This is a genomic window from Streptomyces sp. NPDC059201 (assembly GCF_042754585.1).
Taxonomy (GTDB): domain Bacteria; phylum Actinomycetota; class Actinomycetes; order Streptomycetales; family Streptomycetaceae; genus Streptomyces.
Genome location: NZ_JBHZBB010000014.1, coordinates 66,337 through 82,211 on the forward strand (window position 1 = coordinate 66,337; position 15,875 = coordinate 82,211).

Here is a 15,875-nt window from a genome sequence, read left to right on the forward strand (position 1 = left end):
CCTCGCACGCTCCATCCCGCCTCCACAGGAACGAGCCCATGCGTCCCAGAGTCCTGACCAAGCTGACCCTCGGCACGGCTGCCGCCGCCGCTCTCGGCCTCCTCGCCACGCTGGCCCCCGCCGCCGACGCACACCCCCGCCCCGACCACCGGCCGCCCGCCGCCGAGCACGCCCTCAAGCGGGTCGGCTACTTCACCCAATGGGGCATCTACGGACGGAACTTCCAGGTCAAGGACCTGGAGACGAGCGGCTCCGCGGCCAAGCTCAGCCACATCAACTACGCCTTCGGCATCGTCGACAAGGCCGGCAAGTGCGTCATCGGACCCGTCCCGGGCTCCGACCCCTGGGCCGACTACGTGCGCCCGGTCGACGCCGCCACCTCCGTGGACGGCTCGGCCGACACCGCGGAGCAGCCGCTCGCCGGAAACTTCAACCAGCTGCGCGAGCTGAAGGCCAAGCACCCCGGCCTCAAGGTCATGATCTCGCTGGGCGGTTGGAGCGGTTCGGCGTACTTCTCCGACGCCGTGCGCACCCCGGCCTCGCGCAAGGCCCTCGTCTCCTCCTGCATCGACCTGTACATCAAGGGCAACCTCCCCCAGGACGGCGCCCGGGGCGGCGCCGGAGCGGCCGCCGGCGTCTTCGACGGCATCGACCTCGACTGGGAGTGGCCCGGCTCCGAGGGCAACCCGGGCAACATCATCCGGCCCGAGGACAAGGTCAACTTCACCGCGCTGGTACGGGAGTTCCGCAACCAGCTGGACGCGTACGGGCGTTCGCTGCCGAAGCGCAAGCACTACGAGCTCAGCGCGTACGTGCCCACCGCCCCCGCCAAGATCGACGCGGGTTTCGAAGTCGCCAAGATCATGCGGGACTTCGACTTCGTGAACCTCCAGGGTTACGACTTCCACGTCTCCGGCGAGACGACCGCCAACCAGCAGTCCGCGCTCTTCGCCAAGAACGACTGGAGCGTCGAGGGGACCGTCAAGTCCTGGCTGCGGCGCGGCGCCCCGGCGCACAAGCTCGTGGTCGGCATGCCGTTCTACGGCCAGGGCTGGACCGGCGTGACCGGCGGCGGCGACGGCCTCGGCCAGCCCGCGACCGGGCCCGCCCCGGCGACCTGGGCGCCCGGCTCCGAGGACTACAAGAACCTCAAGAAGCTCGCGGACTCGGGGACGTACAAGCTCTACCGGGGCCACCGGAACGGGCACGCCTGGCTCTTCGACGGCACCACCCTGTGGACCTATGACGACCCGTCGGTGCTGCGCACCAAGGCGAACTGGGTCCGCACCCACGGGCTCGCCGGCGCGATGGTCTGGTCGCTGGACGGCGACACCGCCGACGGCGAGCTGATCGGCGCCATCGACCGCGGCCTCACCCGCCGCTGAACCACCCGCTCCCCGCGGAGCCGCCCCGCCCGGCGGCCCCGCGGGGCGCGGACCGGACCGCCGGCGACGGCGCCCCGGAGCACGGGACGGCGGCTGGTCACGGGCCGCCGTCCCCGCCCCGGGCCCCGCCCCCCGGCACCACCCGGTCCGCACACGACGGGGCCGGGGCTCCTCGAAGGAGCCCCGGCCCCGTCCACGTATGCCGGGCCCCGCCCACGTACGCCTGCCCGCGTCCTCGCCCGGTCAGGCGGAGCTGTGGTCGCCCGGGATCGGCGGGGGTGTGTGGGTGAGGTCGAGGGCCTTGCGGATGTCGGTGCTGCCGTCTTCCGGGAGTTCGTCCCAGGCGCGGTCGTAGGCGCTCCAGAACGACTCGGCGTCCTCGGCGCGCGCGAGCTTCGCCCACTCCTTCGAGGCGGAGTCCAGGCTCTTCAGGTACGCGGTCATGGGGGCGCGCGCGGACTGCTCCCAGGTGCGCCCGCGGAGTCCGGAGCGGGCCGAGTCGATCGCGGCGCGCACGTCGGCGGCCCAGGCGCGGTTGGCCTCGATGTCGTCCTCCGGGTCGTCCTCCGGCTCCCCGAGGATGGCCTCCTCGATGGGGTTCACGTGCGTGAGGAAGGCCAGTTGCCCGGCGTCGAGCGTGGTCGCGTCGGAGCGCAGCGAGCCCGTGGTCCTCTCCTCGCCGCCGACGCCGCAGGCGATGCGGTGCTCGCCCTCGCGCCACGCCTGCCGGTCAGGGAAGTAGTACAGGCTCCACGTCTCCTCGGTCAGCGACCAGGTGTCCCGCACATAGGTGGCGATCATCGCGTCGCAGCGCTTCTCGCCGAGTTCCTCCAGCTTCCGCTCGCCGGGCCACGCGTCGAAGCCGGTGACCTCGAAGCGGCCGGTGACCTCGGCGTCGTGGGGTTCGGCGCAGTCGACGACCTGGACGCCGAGGGTGTAGTCGCCGTCCTCGGTGTCGTCGAGGAAGCACTCCCCGGTCCGCAGCTCCATCGGCATGCGCGCGGAGGCGGCCTCCCGCATGCCGTCCCGGAACGCGCTCACGCCCTCCTGGATCTGCCCGGTGACCAGCCCGAGGACGACGAGCAGGGTGCTGATCGAGGAGAGCACGATGCCGGCGACCGCCATCCCCTTGCCGCCCTGGCCCCGCTTCTTGATCTGCCGCAGCGAGAAGACGCCGAGGACGAGCCCCAGCGGCGGCAGACAGCAGACGATCCCGCTGACGAGCGACCCGACGGCGAGCCCGTTGGTGGTCGCCGCCGGCTGCCCGTAGGGCCCGTACGGGCCCGGCACGCCCGCGTAGGGCATGCCGGGTGAGGTGTACGGCCCCGGCGCGGCGTACGGGCCTGGCGTCGGGTACGCGGCGGGCGCCGCCGGCACGGACGGCTGGGGCCCCTGAGGCGGCGGGGTGGGCTGGGACGGCGGGGTCGGCTCCACGGGTACGGGGCTCCTGTTGGGGCGGGGGCGAACAGACGATCGGGCGGCGCGCGCATCGTACGTGGTCCGGATGACGCCCCGGCGACGCGGGGCACGCCGAAGGGGCGGCCACCGGGTGGTGGCCGCCCCTCGGATCACTGGGCCGGAACTCGGGTCAGCGGGCCGGAACCCTGATCACCGGGTCACTGGGTCACTGGATCACTGGGTCACTGGGTCAGAACTGGAGGGCCCAGGAGTCGATCTTGCCGGTGTCGGCGTTCGCGTTGTCCGTGACGCGGAGCTTCCACGTGCCGTTGGCGACCTCCGAGGAGGCGTTCACGGTGTAGGTGGTGTTGATGTTGTCCGAGCTGCCGCCGGTGCCGAAGCCCTTCAGCGTGTACGCCGTGCCGTCGGGGGCGATCAGCTGGACCTGGAGGTCGCCGATGTAGGTGTGGACGATGTTCACCGGGACCTGGAGGGTCGAGGGCGCGTTGCCGGGGACGCCGCTGACGGTGACCGGGGACTCGACGGTCGCGTTGTCGGCGATGGCGTGGTCGGCGGTGTTCTCGAACTTCGGTCCGGGCGGCGGGGTGGTGCCGCCCCCGCCGACGAACAGGAGCTTGTTCGGGGAGCCGCTGCCGGGGCTGGTGACGACGTTCGGCGTGGCGGCGGTGGTGAGGGCCGTGGAGACCTGTGCCGGGGTGGCCGTCGGGTTGGCGGCGAGGTGGAGCGCGGCGGCGCCGGCCACGTGCGGGGTGGCCATGGAGGTGCCGGAGATGGTGTTGGTGGCCGTGTCGTTCGTGTTCCAGGCCGACTTGATGGAGGAGCCCGGGGCGAAGATGTCCAGGACGCTGCCGTAGTTGGAGAAGCTGGAGCGGGCGTCGGTGCTGGTCGTGGAGCCGACGGTGATGGCCTCGGTGACGCGCGCCGGGGAGTAGTTGGAGGCGTTGGAGTTGTCGTTGCCCGCCGCGACCGCGTAGGTGATGCCGGCCGCGATCGAGTTGCGTACGGCCTGGTCGAGGACGGTGTCGACGCCGCCGCCGAGGCTCATGTTGGCGACGGCCGGCTTGACCGCGTTCCGCGTCACCCAGTCGATGCCGGCGACGACCTGCTCGGTGGTGCCGGAGCCGTTGTTGTCGAGGACGCGGACGCCGACGATCTTCGCCTTCTTCGCGACGCCGTACGAGGAGCCCGCGACCGTACCGGCGACGTGGGTGCCGTGGCCGTGCCCGTCCTGGGCGGTGTTGTCGTTGTCGATGGCGTCGTAGCCGTTGGCGGCGCGCCCGCCGAAGTCGCTGTGGCTGATGCGTACACCGGTGTCGATGATGTACGCGGTGACGCCCTGGCCCGCGCTGTCCGGGTACGTGTAGCTCTGGTTCAGCGGGAGGGCCTTCTGGTCGATCCGGTCGAGGCCCCAGGACGGCGGGGAGGGCTGGGTGGCGTCGACGGTGAAGACGCGGTTCTGGACGACGGACTTCACGGCCGGGTCCGCGGCGAGCTTCCTGGCCTGCGCCTCGGAGAGCTCGATCGCGTACCCGTTCACCGCCGAGGTGTACGTCCGCTTGATCTTGGCGCCGAACTTGCCGGGAACCGCCCGGCCCTTGGCGGTCTCGGCCGGGGCGGACTCGTGGAGGGTGACGATGTAGCTGCCCGGGATGGTGCCTTCGGCCCCGGCGTTCTCGATGACGCCCTCCGCGGCCGCCGGAGCGGCCGTGGCGGGGAGGGCGGAGAGCGAACCGAGGGCGAGCGCGGCGACGGCTATGGCCGCGGCGGTGGAGATCCGGCGACGCGATGCGCGCATCACTGCCATGTGAGGTGTCCTCCTCGTGGGGGGTGCTCCCGTGGGGGTGGAGCCCGAGTGACCATCACTCACGACAGGGGCATGACAAGAATGTGTACGGTCCGGCGCGGACCTTCACGACTCCGCCGCCCTGTCGTCGCCGAAAGATTGACCGATCCATAGGAATCACGCAAGAGGAACCGCGCCGCCTCAATTCCCGTGCCGTAGATCGGACATGACTGTTCGGTAGCTTCGGGAGGGCGGGCGCGGGGCTCCTCACCTGCGAAGCTCCGCGCCTGGGGCGCCGGGCCCGACTCCCGCCCGGCGGACGGGAATTCACCGCCGTGATACACGCGGGAGGGGATGCCTGTCGGCCCTTCCCCGGTCAGAACTCGTCGGCTCCGTTGCGGAGTTCGGGCGTCCAGTACCCCGTCTTGGCGATGGCCTCGTCGACGGCGATGCCGCCCTCGGGAGCGGCGACCACGACGCTGCCCTCGGCCGGACCGTCCGCGGCGAGGAGGTTCACCGTGAACTCCTTCACCACCTTGTTGTCCTCGTGCACGCCGCCGGCGGAGACGCGGACGTTGGCGTACGCGGGGGCGCCGGGGTCCAGGACGACCGGGGCGGCCGGCTTGCTCTTGGCGACCGGCGGGACGTCCTTCGCCGTCTGGATCGCGCCGAAGGCGAGGAGCGGGTGGCCGAGGAGGCGGCAGGCGCGGGCCGAGGTGTTGGTGGCGGTGAGGACGATGTGCTCGGTCGGCACCTCGTCGGCCTTCGCCGCGGTGATCTTCACGTCGCCGTGGGCGCAGACGGGCGTCTTGGCGTCGGGGGCGGAGCCTGCTGTGCCCTGGGTGGGGGTGGCCGGGGCGGGGGTGGCCGGGGTGGGGGTGGCCGGGGTGGGGGTGGCCTGGGTGGGGGTGGGGGTGGCGGTCGCATCCGTCGTGGTCTCCGCGCCCGTCGTGGTCTCCGGGCCCGTCGGCTGCTGCGTCGCCATCGCGCTACCGGCGTCCCTCGCGCCCTCGCCCCCGCCGCCGCAGGCCGTCAGGCCGAGCGAGGCGGCGGCGACGGCAACGAGAAAAGCGGTCCTGGAGCTGGTCCTGGGCCTGGTCCTGCTGTGAGACGTACGCATGGAAGTCTTCCCCCGGGGAGCGTGAAGCGGAGCTCGAAGCTGAGCGTGCGGCGGCGGTCGGTCGTCGCCGCGTACAGCCTCCGCTCCCGCGCTTCCGTCCCGCTTGCGTATCGCTAACGCCCCGCCGTCAGCCGCGCGAGCCCCTCCGTCGCCCGCGCCGAGCCCTCCCGGAAACCGGCCGCCTCGGCGTCGGCGGCGGCGCGTTCCAGCTGGTCGGCGGCCTCTTCGACCCGTCCGATGCCGGCCAGCGCCTCGCCCCGGACGATCCGCAACTGGGCCTGGACGACGACGGCGTCGGGCGCGACGAGTTCCCCGGCGCGAAGGATGTGCGCCAGCGCGTCCTCGTACTCCCCCGCCCCCAGGCAGTGCGCGGCCAGGTGCTGGAGGGTCAGCACCTGCGTGGACGGGTGTCCGGTCCGGTCGGCGAGGGCGACGGCCTGCGTCATCAGGGCGCGGGCCCGGCCGTGGTCGCCGGTGGCGTCGAGGACGGCGGCGTGGTTGACGACGGCGATGGCCTCGCTGACCGGGTCGCCGGCCAGGGCGGCGTACCCGGGTGCCTTCTCCAGGTGGGCGAGCGCCTCCTCGTGCCGCCCCTCCTCGTGCAGGATCCAGCCGAGCAGCGCCCGCGTCCGGGACTGCGCGTCGGGGTCGCGGGCCGCGTCGGCCGCGGCCACCCCCGCCTCCAGGAGCGGGGTCCAGCCGTCCTGGAGGCGCATGAGCATCAGCGGCCAGGCCACGACGGCGAGCCGCCAGGCCCGGTCGTGCAGCCCGAGCGCGGCGGAGGCGGCCACGGCCCCCTCCAGGGCGGGGCGCTCGGCCACGTACCAGTCCAGGGCGGCGGAGCGCCCCTCGAACTCCGGGATCGCGGCGGGCCGGCGGGCGTCGGCGGGGAGCGCGTAGCAGGGCTGCGAGCCGGGTTCGGCGGCCGCGTCGGCCGCGAGGCCGGTGTACAGGTAGTGGTCGAGGAGCCGGCGCAGCCCCTCCGGGTCGGCCTGCGGGGCGAGTCCGCGCGCGTACAGGCGGACGAGGTCGTGCGGGGTCCAGCGGCCGGGCACCGCCTCGGTGAGGAGGTGGGCGGCGGCGAGCCGTTCGAGGTCGGCGGAGGCCCGCGCGGGCGTGGTGCCGGTGAGCGCGGCGGCGGCGAAGTGGTCCAGGTCGGAGCCGGTGTGCAGGCCGAGGGCGCGGAAGGCGCGGGCGGCGGACTCGGGCAGCTGCTGCACGGTGAGGCGGAGGGCGGCGGAGACGCCGACGTCCTCCACGTCGAGGAGGGCTAGCCTGCCCTGCTCGCAGGCGAGTTCGCCGACCATCGCGCCGAGGGACCGGCCCGGGCGTTCGGCGAGCCGGGCGGCCGTGACGCGCAGGGCGAGCGGCAGCCCGTCGCAGAGTCCGGCGAGGCGGGCGGCGGCCTCCGGCTCGGCGGCGACCCGCGCCTCGCCGAGCACGGTCGCGAGGAGCGCGGTCGCGGCGTCCGGCGGGAGCTGGTCGAGCGGCACCGGGCGGGCCGCGTCGGAGGCGATCAGGCCGCCGAGCCGGTCCCGGCTGGTCACGACGGTCACGCACGCCTCGCCGCCGGGCAGCAGCGGCCTGACCTGCTCGGAGGAGCGGGCGTTGTCGAGGACGACGAGGATCCGGCGGCCGGCGGTGAGGCTGCGGAAGAGCGCGCCGCGCCCGACGGCGGTCTCCGGCACCCGCTGCTGCGGCACGCCGAGCGCGAGCAGGAACTCGCGCAGGACGACGCCGGTCTCGGGTGCGGGGGTGTCGCTGAAGCCGCGCAGGTCGGCGAAGAGCCGCCCGTCGGGGAAGCCGGCCCGCCGCCGGTGCGCCCAGTGCACGGCGAACGCCGTCTTGCCGACCCCGGCGGGCCCGGTCACCAGGCAGACGGGCCCATCGCCGCCGCCGGCCGCCCGGTCGAGCACCGCGGCCTCGGCCTCCCGCCCGGTGAACCCGCGCGGCGCCCGCGGCAGCAGCTCGGGGACGACGGCGGCGTCGGGCACCGGCGGCTCGGGAACCGCCGCCGGCGCCGGGACGGCCCCCGGCTCCCGCAGCAGCCCCGCGTACGTCTCGCTCAGCACCCCGCCCGGATCCACTCCCAATTCCTCGGCGAGGAGGCGGCGGGTGCGGTGGTACCAGTCGAGGGCGTCCGAGCGGCGTCCGGCCCGCGCCAGCGCCGTCATGAGCGCGGCGGCCAACGACTCGCGCAGCGGGTGCGCGACGGCCTCGGTCCGCAGGACGGCGGCGGCACGGCCGTGCTCGCCCAGCTTCCCGTACGCCTCCGCCAACGCCTCGACCGAGGTGAGCCGCAGCTCCTCCAGCGCGGTGGCGGCGGCCTCCAGCGGCCCGCTCGGCACGGTGCCGGTGAGCGCGGGCCCCTGCCAGTACGACAGCGCCTCACGCAACATCCGCACGCTGTCGGCGGCATGCCGCTGCGCCCCCGCGAGCCCCACCAGCTCCTCGAACCGGTGCGCGTCGACCAGCGATTCCGGCATCCGCAGCAGATACGCCGACCCCTGCGTGGCGAGCTCGACCCCGTACGCCTCCGCCCCGTGCGCGGCGAGCAGCGCCCGCAGCCGCGAGACATGCCCCTGGAGCACGGTCCTGGCATGCGTAGGAGGCTCACCCTCCCACAACACGTCCAGCAGCCCCGCCACACTCACGGCGGTATTGGGACGCAGCAACAACGCCGCCAACAAGCTGGTCCGCTTGGCCGGCCCCGGCCCGACGTCCCCACCCTCCGTCACCACCGCGACAGACCCGAGCAGCCGAAACTCCACCCGCACCTCCGCGTCCGCCACTCCCCCGCCCAAGACAATACGCGCCACCCCACCCCCCACCTGCACCGATCCCCAAGCCACCCCCGATTAGGCCGAAACCAACACACCGAAGAACCGGCAGCCCCCACACCCGCCCGCCGGCGCACATGGTGTACACATGGGACACTCGGTACTCTTGAGCGCATGACGCAGCCGCTGCCCATAGAGTCCATCCGCGACGTACGCGCCCACCTGGCTGAGGTCGTGGAGCGCGCCGATCGCGACGACGTCCCCACCGTGATCACGCGCCGGGGCAGGCAGGTAGCCGCCATCGTCTCCATCGAGGTGTTGCGCAAGTACCAGGAGTGGGAAGAGCGCGAGATCAACCGGATCATCGACGAGCGCATGGCCGACCCGGCACCCGGCATCCCGATCGAGGACATCATGAGGGAGACGCTGGCGCGCGGTGAGTGAGTACCGAACCGTCTTCCGCCCCGAGGCGCAGTCCGAGCTCCGCAAGATCCCCCGCGACATGGCGCTGCGCATCCTGGCCAAGCTGGCCGAGCTGGAGACCGACCCCCTCGGGTTCAACACGACCGCACTCGTATCCCAGCCGGAACGACGCCGCCTACGCGTCGGCGACTACCGCGTCGTCTACACGATCGACAACGGAGAACTGGTGATCTGGGTCATCCACGTCGGTCACCGCTCCACCGTCTACGACACCTGATCCCACCCGAGGAACACGAAAGGGCCGACTCCCTTAGGAGTCGGCCCCTTCTGGCGGTCACACGTTGAAGCGGAACTCCACCACGTCGCCGTCCTGCATGACGTATTCCTTGCCTTCCATGCGGGCCTTGCCGGCGGCTCGGGCGTCGGCTACCGAGCCGGTGGCTACGAGGTCGGCGAAGGAGATGACTTCGGCCTTGATGAAGCCCTTCTGGAAGTCGGTGTGGATGACGCCGGCCGCCTCGGGGGCCGTGGCGCCCTTCTTGATGGTCCAGGCGCGGGACTCCTTGGGGCCTGCCGTGAGGTAGGTCTGGAGGCCGAGGGTGTCGAAGCCGACGCGGGCGAGGGTGGCGAGGCCGGGCTCCTCGGCGCCTACGGACTGGAGGAGCTCCATGGCGTCCTCCTCGTCGAGCTCGGCGAGGTCCTGCTCCAGCTTGGCGTTGAGGAAGATCGCCTCGGCCGGGGCGACCAGCGCGCTCTGCTCCGCCTTGAAGGCGTCGTCCGTCAGCTCGTCCTCGTCGACGTTGAAGACGTAGAGGAAGGGCTTGGTGGTCAGGAGGTGGAGGTCGTGGAGCAGCTCCGCCTTCTCCGAGCCCTGGACGATGCCCTGCGAGAAGAGGGTGTCGCCCTTCTCCAGGATCGCCTGGGCCGCCTCGACCGCCGCGACCTTGGGCGCCGTGTCCTTCTTGATCCGCATCTCCTTCTGGAGGCGCGGGAGGACCTTCTCGATCGTCTGGAGGTCCGCGAGGATCAGCTCGGTGTTGATCGTCTCGATGTCGTCCTTCGGCGAGACCTTGCCGTCGACGTGCACGACGTTCTCGTCCTTGAAGGCGCGGATGACCTGGCAGATCGCGTCGGACTCGCGGATGTTCGCCAGGAACTTGTTGCCCAGGCCCTCACCCTCGCTCGCGCCGCGCACGATGCCGGCGATGTCGACGAAGTCGACCGTGGCAGGGAGGACGCGCTGCGAGGCGAAGATCTCGGCGAGCTTGGTCAGGCGGGCGTCGGGGACACCGACGACACCGACGTTCGGCTCGATCGTGGCGAACGGGTAGTTGGCCGCCAGCACGTCGTTCTTGGTCAGGGCGTTGAACAGGGTCGACTTGCCGACATTCGGCAGACCGACGATTCCGATCGTGAGCGACACGGTGGCGACTTCCCTAGATACGGATGATGGGTCGATCCCCCAGTTTACGGGGGGTCCGGCGCGGGCCTCACCGGCCGCCGGGGACGGGCTTCGGCCGAGTTCGGTCGACTTCGGTCGAACTGCGGCCCCAAGGTCACCCAAAGGGCGTGTCCCGGACCCCTCCCGGCGCGTCCCGACCTACGTTGGTGAGGTGGAGCAGCACAGGACAAGTCAGCCGCAAGGCCGCCGACGGCCCCAGACCCCTCTCCCGCCGCCCGGTCTCACACCGCCCGGCGCGCTCGTGGAGGTGGAGGGGGCCGGCACAGGCGCGGCCACCGTCTACCGGGTCGGCACCCCGGCTGCCGCGCGGCGGCCCGCGCCGCCCGTGGTGCAGGCCCTGCGGCGGCTGCCCTCGCCCCGGCTCACCGGGCTCGGCGCGGGGCTCTTCGCCTCCGCCGCGATGCTCGTCGTCGGCTTCCTGGACTGGCTGCTCCTGGACGGCTCACCGCTGGCGTTCGGCCTGCTGTTCCTGCCCGTGAGCGCGCTCACCGCGCTCTGGGTCCGTACCGCCGACCTGGTCACCGCGCCGATCGCCGTCCCCATCGCCTTCGCCGTCGGCGTCGTCCCGATCGCGGGCGGCACCGGCGGCTTCGGCGGCCAGGCCATGGCCGTGGTCACCGCCCTCGCCGTGCACGCCGGCTGGCTGTACGGGGGCACCCTGATCGCCGGGGTCATCGCGAGCGTCCGGAAGGTACGGGACATGGGGCGGCGACGGCGTCCGCCCACTACGGGTGCCGCCGGGAACGCGGGTGGCGCCCCCCGCGGCCCGGCCGGACCCGGGCCCCGCCCCGGCCCCGGTCCCGGGCCCCGTCCGCGCCCCACGCGCAACCGGCGCCCGGCCCCGTAGCCGTACCGTCCGCGTCCATACGCCCTAGCGGATCGCCGCCGCCCGCGCCGCCATCGCCGCGCCGACGATCCCCGCGTCGTTCCTCAGTTCCGCCGGGACGATCTCGGCGCGGATGCCGTCCGACAGGTAGGGCAGGAACTTGTCGGCCTTGCGGCTCACTCCCCCGCCGAGGATGAACAGCTCCGGGGAGAAGAGCATCTCGACGTGGGCCAGGTACTTCCCGAGCCGCTTCGTCGCCCAGTGCTCCCAGGTCAGCTCCTCGTCCTCGCGCGCCTTCGAGGAGGCGCGCTTCTCGGCGTCGTGGCCCTTGAGCTCCAGGTGGCCCAGCTCCGTGTTGGGGACCAGGCGGCCGTCGGTGAAGACGGCGGAGCCGATGCCGGTGCCGAGGGTCAGCAGGATCACCGTGCCGGTGCGGCCCCGGCCCGCGCCGAAGGTCATCTCGGCGATGCCGGCCGCGTCGGCGTCGTTGAGGACGGTGACCGGGAGCCCTCCGAGGGCCCCGCTGATCAGGGCGCCAGCGTCGGTGCCGATCCAGGAGGCGTCGACGTTGGCGGCGGTACGGACCGTACTGCCGGTGACGACGCCGGGGAAGGTGACGCCGACCGGGCCGCTCCAGCCGAAGTGCGCCACGACCTCCGCGACACAGCCCGCGACGTCCTGGGGCGTCGCGGGCTGCGGGGTGAGGACCTTGTGCCGCTCCTCGGCGAGCGCGCCGCGCCCCAGGTCCACGGGGGCGCCCTTGATGCCCGAGCCGCCGATGTCCACTCCGAAGACGTTCATGGACTCACGGTAAGGGCCCGGGCGCGGTCCTACTCCTTGACGAGCTCGGCGGCCTCGGCGCGCAGGTCGCGGCGGAGCTCCTTGGGGAGCGAGAAGGTGAGGGTCTCGTCGGCGGTCTTCACGAGCTCCACGTCGAGGTAGCCGCGCTGCGCCAGCCACTCCAGGACCTCCTGGACCAGCACGTCGGGCACGGAGGCGCCGGAGGAGAGGCCGACCGAGGTCACGCCCTCCAGCCAGCTCTCGTCGATCTCGCTCGCGAAGTCCACCAGGTACGCGGCGGGGACGCCGGCCTGCTTGGCGACCTCGACCATGCGGATCGAGTTCGAGGAGTTCCTGGAGCCGACGACGATGACGAGCTCGGCCTGGCCTGCCAGCTCCTTGATCGCGATCTGGCGGTTCTGCGTGGCGTAGCAGATGTCGTCCGACGGCGGGGAGATCAGCTGCGGGAACTTGTCCTTGAGCGCGTCGACCGTCTCCATGGTCTCGTCGACCGAGAGCGTGGTCTGGGAGAGCCAGACGACGCGGGAGGGGTCGCGGACCTCGACCTTGGCGACGTCCTCGGGGCCGTCGACGAGCTGGATGTGGTCGGGGGCCTCGCCGGAGGTGCCGATGACCTCCTCGTGGCCCTCGTGGCCGATGAGGAGGATGTCGAAGTCCTCCTTGGCGTACCGGATGGCCTCCTTGTGGACCTTGGTGACCAGCGGGCAGGTCGCGTCGATCGTCGCGAGCCGGCCCTGGCGGGCCTCCTCGTGGACGGTCGGGGCGACGCCGTGCGCGGAGAACATCACGATGTTGCCCGGCGGGACCTCGGTGGCCTGGTCGACGAAGATCGCGCCCTTCCGCTCCAGGGTCTGGACCACGTACTTGTTGTGGACGATCTCGTGGCGGACGTAGACGGGGGCCCCGTACTGCTCCAGGGCCTTCTCCACGGCGATCACGGCACGGTCCACGCCCGCGCAGTAGCCGCGGGGTGCGGCGAGCAGGACACGCTTCGGGCGGTCGGTCGCGGTCCGGTCCGCGGGGGCGGGCTCGGGCGTCGGCGCGGGCGTTGCAGTCATGCGTCCCATCGTAAGGCCGCGTCGGTGAGCGGTTGGAGCGCGGCCGTGGCCGAAACTGGCGCCATGGCTGAGAACGCGCAGGTGAACGGGGAGACACCGGGGCCGTCGGACCACGAGGGGCTCCGCCGGACCCTCGGCTTCCGCGACCTCGTCGTGTACGGGCTGCTGTTCATCGCGCCGATGGCCCCGGTCGGCGTCTTCGGCACGCTCGACGCGAAGTCGCACGGCGCGGTCGCACTGGTGTACGTCGTGGCGACGGTCGCCATGGCGTTCACGGCCTTCAGCTACGCGCAGATGGTGCGGGTCGCCCCGCAGGCGGGCTCGGTCTTCGCGTACGCGCGCAAGGGGCTCGGCGAGGGGCCCGGTTTCATCGCCGGCTGGATGGCGATGCTCGACTACCTGCTGATCCCGGCCGTCGCCTACCTCTTCGCGGGGATCGCGATGGAGGCGCTGGTGCCCGAGGTGCACCGGTGGGTGTGGACGGGGCTCGCGGTGGTGGTGACGACGCTGCTCAACCTGTGGGGGGTGCGGGCCGCGGCCAGGGTCGGCTTCGCGGTCCTCGCCATGGAGATCGTGGTGCTGCTGGTCTTCGTGGTGTCGGCGGTGGTCGTGCTCGTACGCGACGGGGCGCAGCGCGACTGGTGGTCGCCGCTCACCGGCGACGGGACCTTCTCGCTCGCGGCGGTGGTCGGCGCGGTGTCGGTGGCGGTCCTGTCGTACCTCGGCTTCGACGCGATCGCGTCCTTCGCGGAGGAGGTGACCGGGGGTTCGGCGAAGGTGGCGCGGGCGCTGCTCTTCTGCCTGGTGTTCGCGGGCGTCCTCTTCGTGGCCCAGACGTGGCTGGTGGCGCTGCTCGAACCGGTCTCCTCGGCGGAGCTGGCGGCCGATCCGGGGAGGCAGGGCTCGGCCTTCTACGACGCGGTGGACGCGTCGGTCGGCGGCTGGCTGCACGACCTGGTCGCGGTGTCGAAGGCGATCGGCGCGGCGTTCGCGGCGCTGGCCGGGCAGGCGGCGGGCGGCCGGCTGCTCTTCGCGATGGGCCGCGAGGGGCGGCTGCCGCACGCGCTGGCCCGCACCGACTCGGGCGTGCCCCGGGTGGCGCTCCTGGTGTCGGCGACGGTGACGACGGTCGCGGCGCTGTGGGCGGCCCGCCGGGACGACGGCCTGGACCACCTGGTCTCGGTCGTCGACGTCGGCGCCCTGACGGCCTTCGTCCTCCTGCACGCGAGCGTGGTCGGCTGGTTCGCTATCCAACGCGCGGAGGGCGAACCCCACTGGCTCCGGCACGTGGTCCTCCCGGTGGTCGGCGCGGCGATCCTGGTGGCGGTGATCGTGGAGGCGTCGGCGGCAGCCCAGGTGGTCGGCGTGATCTGGCTGGGCGTGGGGCTGGTGGTGCTCGCGGTGCAGGGGGCTGGGAAGGGGCCGGCGCCTTCGGGGCGGTGATTCGGGGCGGTGAGGCGTGGGGGTGCGGCTCGTGGCGCGGCGGCGCGCTCCCGGGCGGCCGTGCGGTTCGCGGGCTTCGTGCCGGTGACGTTGTCGGAGGCGGCCGTTACGCTCGGTGCATGGCTATGAGTACGTCCGCTGAGGCGCCGCTTCCCGTCGGTGAGGTCTCCCGGATGATCGGGGGGTGGATCGACCGGCTGGGGGCGATCTGGGTCGAGGGGCAGATCACGCAGCTCTCGCGGCGGCCCGGTGCCGGGGTCGTCTTCCTGACGCTGCGGGATCCCTCGTACGACATCTCCATCGGGGTGACCTGCTACCGGCAGGTGTTCGACGCGGTGGCGGACGTCGTCTCGGAGGGCGCCCGGGTCGTCGTGCACGCGAAGCCGGAGTGGTACGCGCCGCGGGGGCAGCTGTCGCTGCGGGCGGTGGAGATCAAGCCGGTCGGGATCGGCGAGCTGCTGGCGCGACTGGAGCAGTTGAAGCGGGGGCTGGCGGCGGAGGGGCTGTTCGCGCTCGACCGGAAGAAGCCGCTGCCGTTCCTGCCGCAGCTGATCGGCCTGGTCTGCGGCCGGGCCTCGGCGGCCGAGCGGGACGTGCTGGAGAACGCGCGCCGCAGATGGCCCGCCGTCCGCTTCGAGGTGCGGAACGTGCCGGTGCAGGGCGTGAAGGCGGTGCCGCAGGTGATCCAGGCGGTGCGGGAGCTCGACGCGCACGAGGACGTGGACGTGATCGTGGTGGCCCGGGGCGGTGGCAGCGTCGAGGACCTGCTGCCCTTCTCGGACGAGCAGCTGATCCGCGCGGTGGCCGCGTGCCGGACGCCGGTGGTGTCCGCGATCGGGCACGAGCCGGACTCCCCGCTGCTCGACCTGGTGGCGGACCTGCGCGCCTCCACGCCGACCGACGCGGCCAAGAAGGTCGTACCGGACGTGGGCGAGGAGCTGGAGCGGGTGCGCGGGCTGCGGGACCGGGCGCTGCGGACGGTCCGGGGGCTGCTCGACCGCGAGGAGCGGGGGCTGGCGCACGCGCTGGCCCGGCCGGTGATGGAGCACCCGCAGCGGATGGTGGAGGTCAGGGAGGACGAGCTGGACGCGCTGCTCGCGCGGAGCCGGCGGGTCCTCGGGCATCTCCTCGACCGGGCGGACTCGGAGCTGGCGCACACCCGCGCGCGCGTGCGGGCGCTCTCCCCGGCGGCGACGCTGGAGCGCGGGTACGCGGTGCTCCAGCGGGCGGACGGGGCGGTGGTCCGCGCGGCGGAGGAGGTCGCGGAGGGCGAGGAGCTGCGGGCCCGGGTGGCCGAGGGCGAATTCACGGTGCGCCGCGCGTAGCGGGACCGGGCGCGGGATCAGGAGAGTCGGCGAGAGTCATGGAGGACGGA

General features: G+C 73.1%; 13 protein-coding genes. 6 read left to right on the plus strand and 7 right to left on the minus strand.

What is annotated here, in order from left to right; genetic code table 11:
* Positions 1 to 38: 38 nt before the first annotated feature.
* Positions 39 to 1,385, plus strand: coding sequence for a glycoside hydrolase family 18 protein (locus tag ACFXMG_RS34010; RefSeq protein ID WP_383821598.1), 1,347 nt, complete (start codon positions 39 to 41; stop codon positions 1,383 to 1,385).
* A gap of 243 nt (positions 1,386 to 1,628) precedes the next feature.
* On the opposite strand, the gene ACFXMG_RS34015 is transcribed toward ACFXMG_RS34010, so the two are convergent.
* From ACFXMG_RS34015 to ACFXMG_RS34030, 4 genes are all read right to left on the minus strand, one after another.
* Positions 1,629 to 2,819, minus strand: coding sequence for a DUF4190 domain-containing protein (locus tag ACFXMG_RS34015; protein ID WP_383821601.1), 1,191 nt, complete (start codon positions 2,817 to 2,819; stop codon positions 1,629 to 1,631).
* Between the two features lie 214 nt (positions 2,820 to 3,033).
* A complete protein-coding gene (locus ACFXMG_RS34020; RefSeq protein ID WP_383821603.1) occupies positions 3,034 to 4,608 on the minus strand; it encodes a S8 family peptidase in 1,575 nt (524 codons plus the stop codon).
* 355 nt (positions 4,609 to 4,963) lie between these two features.
* The gene (locus tag ACFXMG_RS34025) at positions 4,964 to 5,707 is read right to left on the minus strand and encodes a DUF4232 domain-containing protein (RefSeq protein WP_384120208.1); all 744 of its coding nucleotides are present in this window, start codon (positions 5,705 to 5,707) and stop codon (positions 4,964 to 4,966) included.
* Between the two features lie 113 nt (positions 5,708 to 5,820).
* Positions 5,821 to 8,478, minus strand: a complete 2,658-nt coding sequence (locus ACFXMG_RS34030) for a BTAD domain-containing putative transcriptional regulator (protein ID WP_383821682.1) — start codon at positions 8,476 to 8,478, stop codon at positions 5,821 to 5,823.
* 183 nt (positions 8,479 to 8,661) lie between these two features.
* On the opposite strand from ACFXMG_RS34030, the gene ACFXMG_RS34035 reads away from it, so the two are divergent.
* Both ACFXMG_RS34035 and ACFXMG_RS34040 read left to right on the plus strand, forming a co-directional pair.
* The gene (locus ACFXMG_RS34035; protein WP_383821607.1) at positions 8,662 to 8,931 is read left to right on the plus strand and encodes a type II toxin-antitoxin system Phd/YefM family antitoxin; all 270 of its coding nucleotides are present in this window, start codon (positions 8,662 to 8,664) and stop codon (positions 8,929 to 8,931) included.
* Positions 8,924 to 9,187 carry a type II toxin-antitoxin system RelE/ParE family toxin gene (locus tag ACFXMG_RS34040; RefSeq protein ID WP_383821609.1) on the plus strand — a complete coding sequence of 88 codons (264 nt, stop codon included), beginning with the start codon at positions 8,924 to 8,926 and terminating at the stop codon, positions 9,185 to 9,187. The genes ACFXMG_RS34035 and ACFXMG_RS34040 overlap by 8 nt, the downstream gene beginning before the upstream one ends.
* Before the next feature lie 57 nt (positions 9,188 to 9,244).
* On the opposite strand, the gene ychF is transcribed toward ACFXMG_RS34040, so the two are convergent.
* On the minus strand, positions 9,245 to 10,333 hold the full coding sequence (ychF, locus tag ACFXMG_RS34045) for a redox-regulated ATPase YchF (protein WP_383821612.1): 1,089 nt from the start codon (positions 10,331 to 10,333) through the stop codon (positions 9,245 to 9,247).
* A gap of 190 nt (positions 10,334 to 10,523) precedes the next feature.
* Here ychF and ACFXMG_RS34050 point away from each other — a divergent pair, with 190 nt between their 5' ends.
* Positions 10,524 to 11,219, plus strand: a complete 696-nt coding sequence (locus ACFXMG_RS34050; protein ID WP_383821614.1) for a DUF6542 domain-containing protein — start codon at positions 10,524 to 10,526, stop codon at positions 11,217 to 11,219.
* A 24-nt stretch (positions 11,220 to 11,243) separates the two neighbouring features.
* Here ACFXMG_RS34050 and ppgK read toward each other — a convergent pair whose 3' ends face one another.
* Positions 11,244 to 11,999, minus strand: coding sequence for a polyphosphate--glucose phosphotransferase (ppgK, locus tag ACFXMG_RS34055; protein ID WP_383821617.1), 756 nt, complete (start codon positions 11,997 to 11,999; stop codon positions 11,244 to 11,246).
* A gap of 29 nt (positions 12,000 to 12,028) precedes the next feature.
* Positions 12,029 to 13,066 (minus strand): 4-hydroxy-3-methylbut-2-enyl diphosphate reductase, encoded by a 1,038-nt coding sequence (locus ACFXMG_RS34060; RefSeq protein ID WP_383821620.1) that lies wholly within the window; start codon positions 13,064 to 13,066, stop codon positions 12,029 to 12,031.
* A 54-nt stretch (positions 13,067 to 13,120) separates the two neighbouring features.
* Between ACFXMG_RS34060 and ACFXMG_RS34065 the strand changes: the two genes are divergently transcribed.
* Positions 13,121 to 14,500 carry an APC family permease gene (locus tag ACFXMG_RS34065; protein WP_383821624.1) on the plus strand — a complete coding sequence of 460 codons (1,380 nt, stop codon included), beginning with the start codon at positions 13,121 to 13,123 and terminating at the stop codon, positions 14,498 to 14,500.
* A 119-nt stretch (positions 14,501 to 14,619) separates the two neighbouring features.
* Positions 14,620 to 15,825, plus strand: coding sequence for an exodeoxyribonuclease VII large subunit (gene xseA, locus ACFXMG_RS34070; protein WP_383821627.1), 1,206 nt, complete (start codon positions 14,620 to 14,622; stop codon positions 15,823 to 15,825).
* Positions 15,826 to 15,875 lie beyond the last annotated feature (50 nt).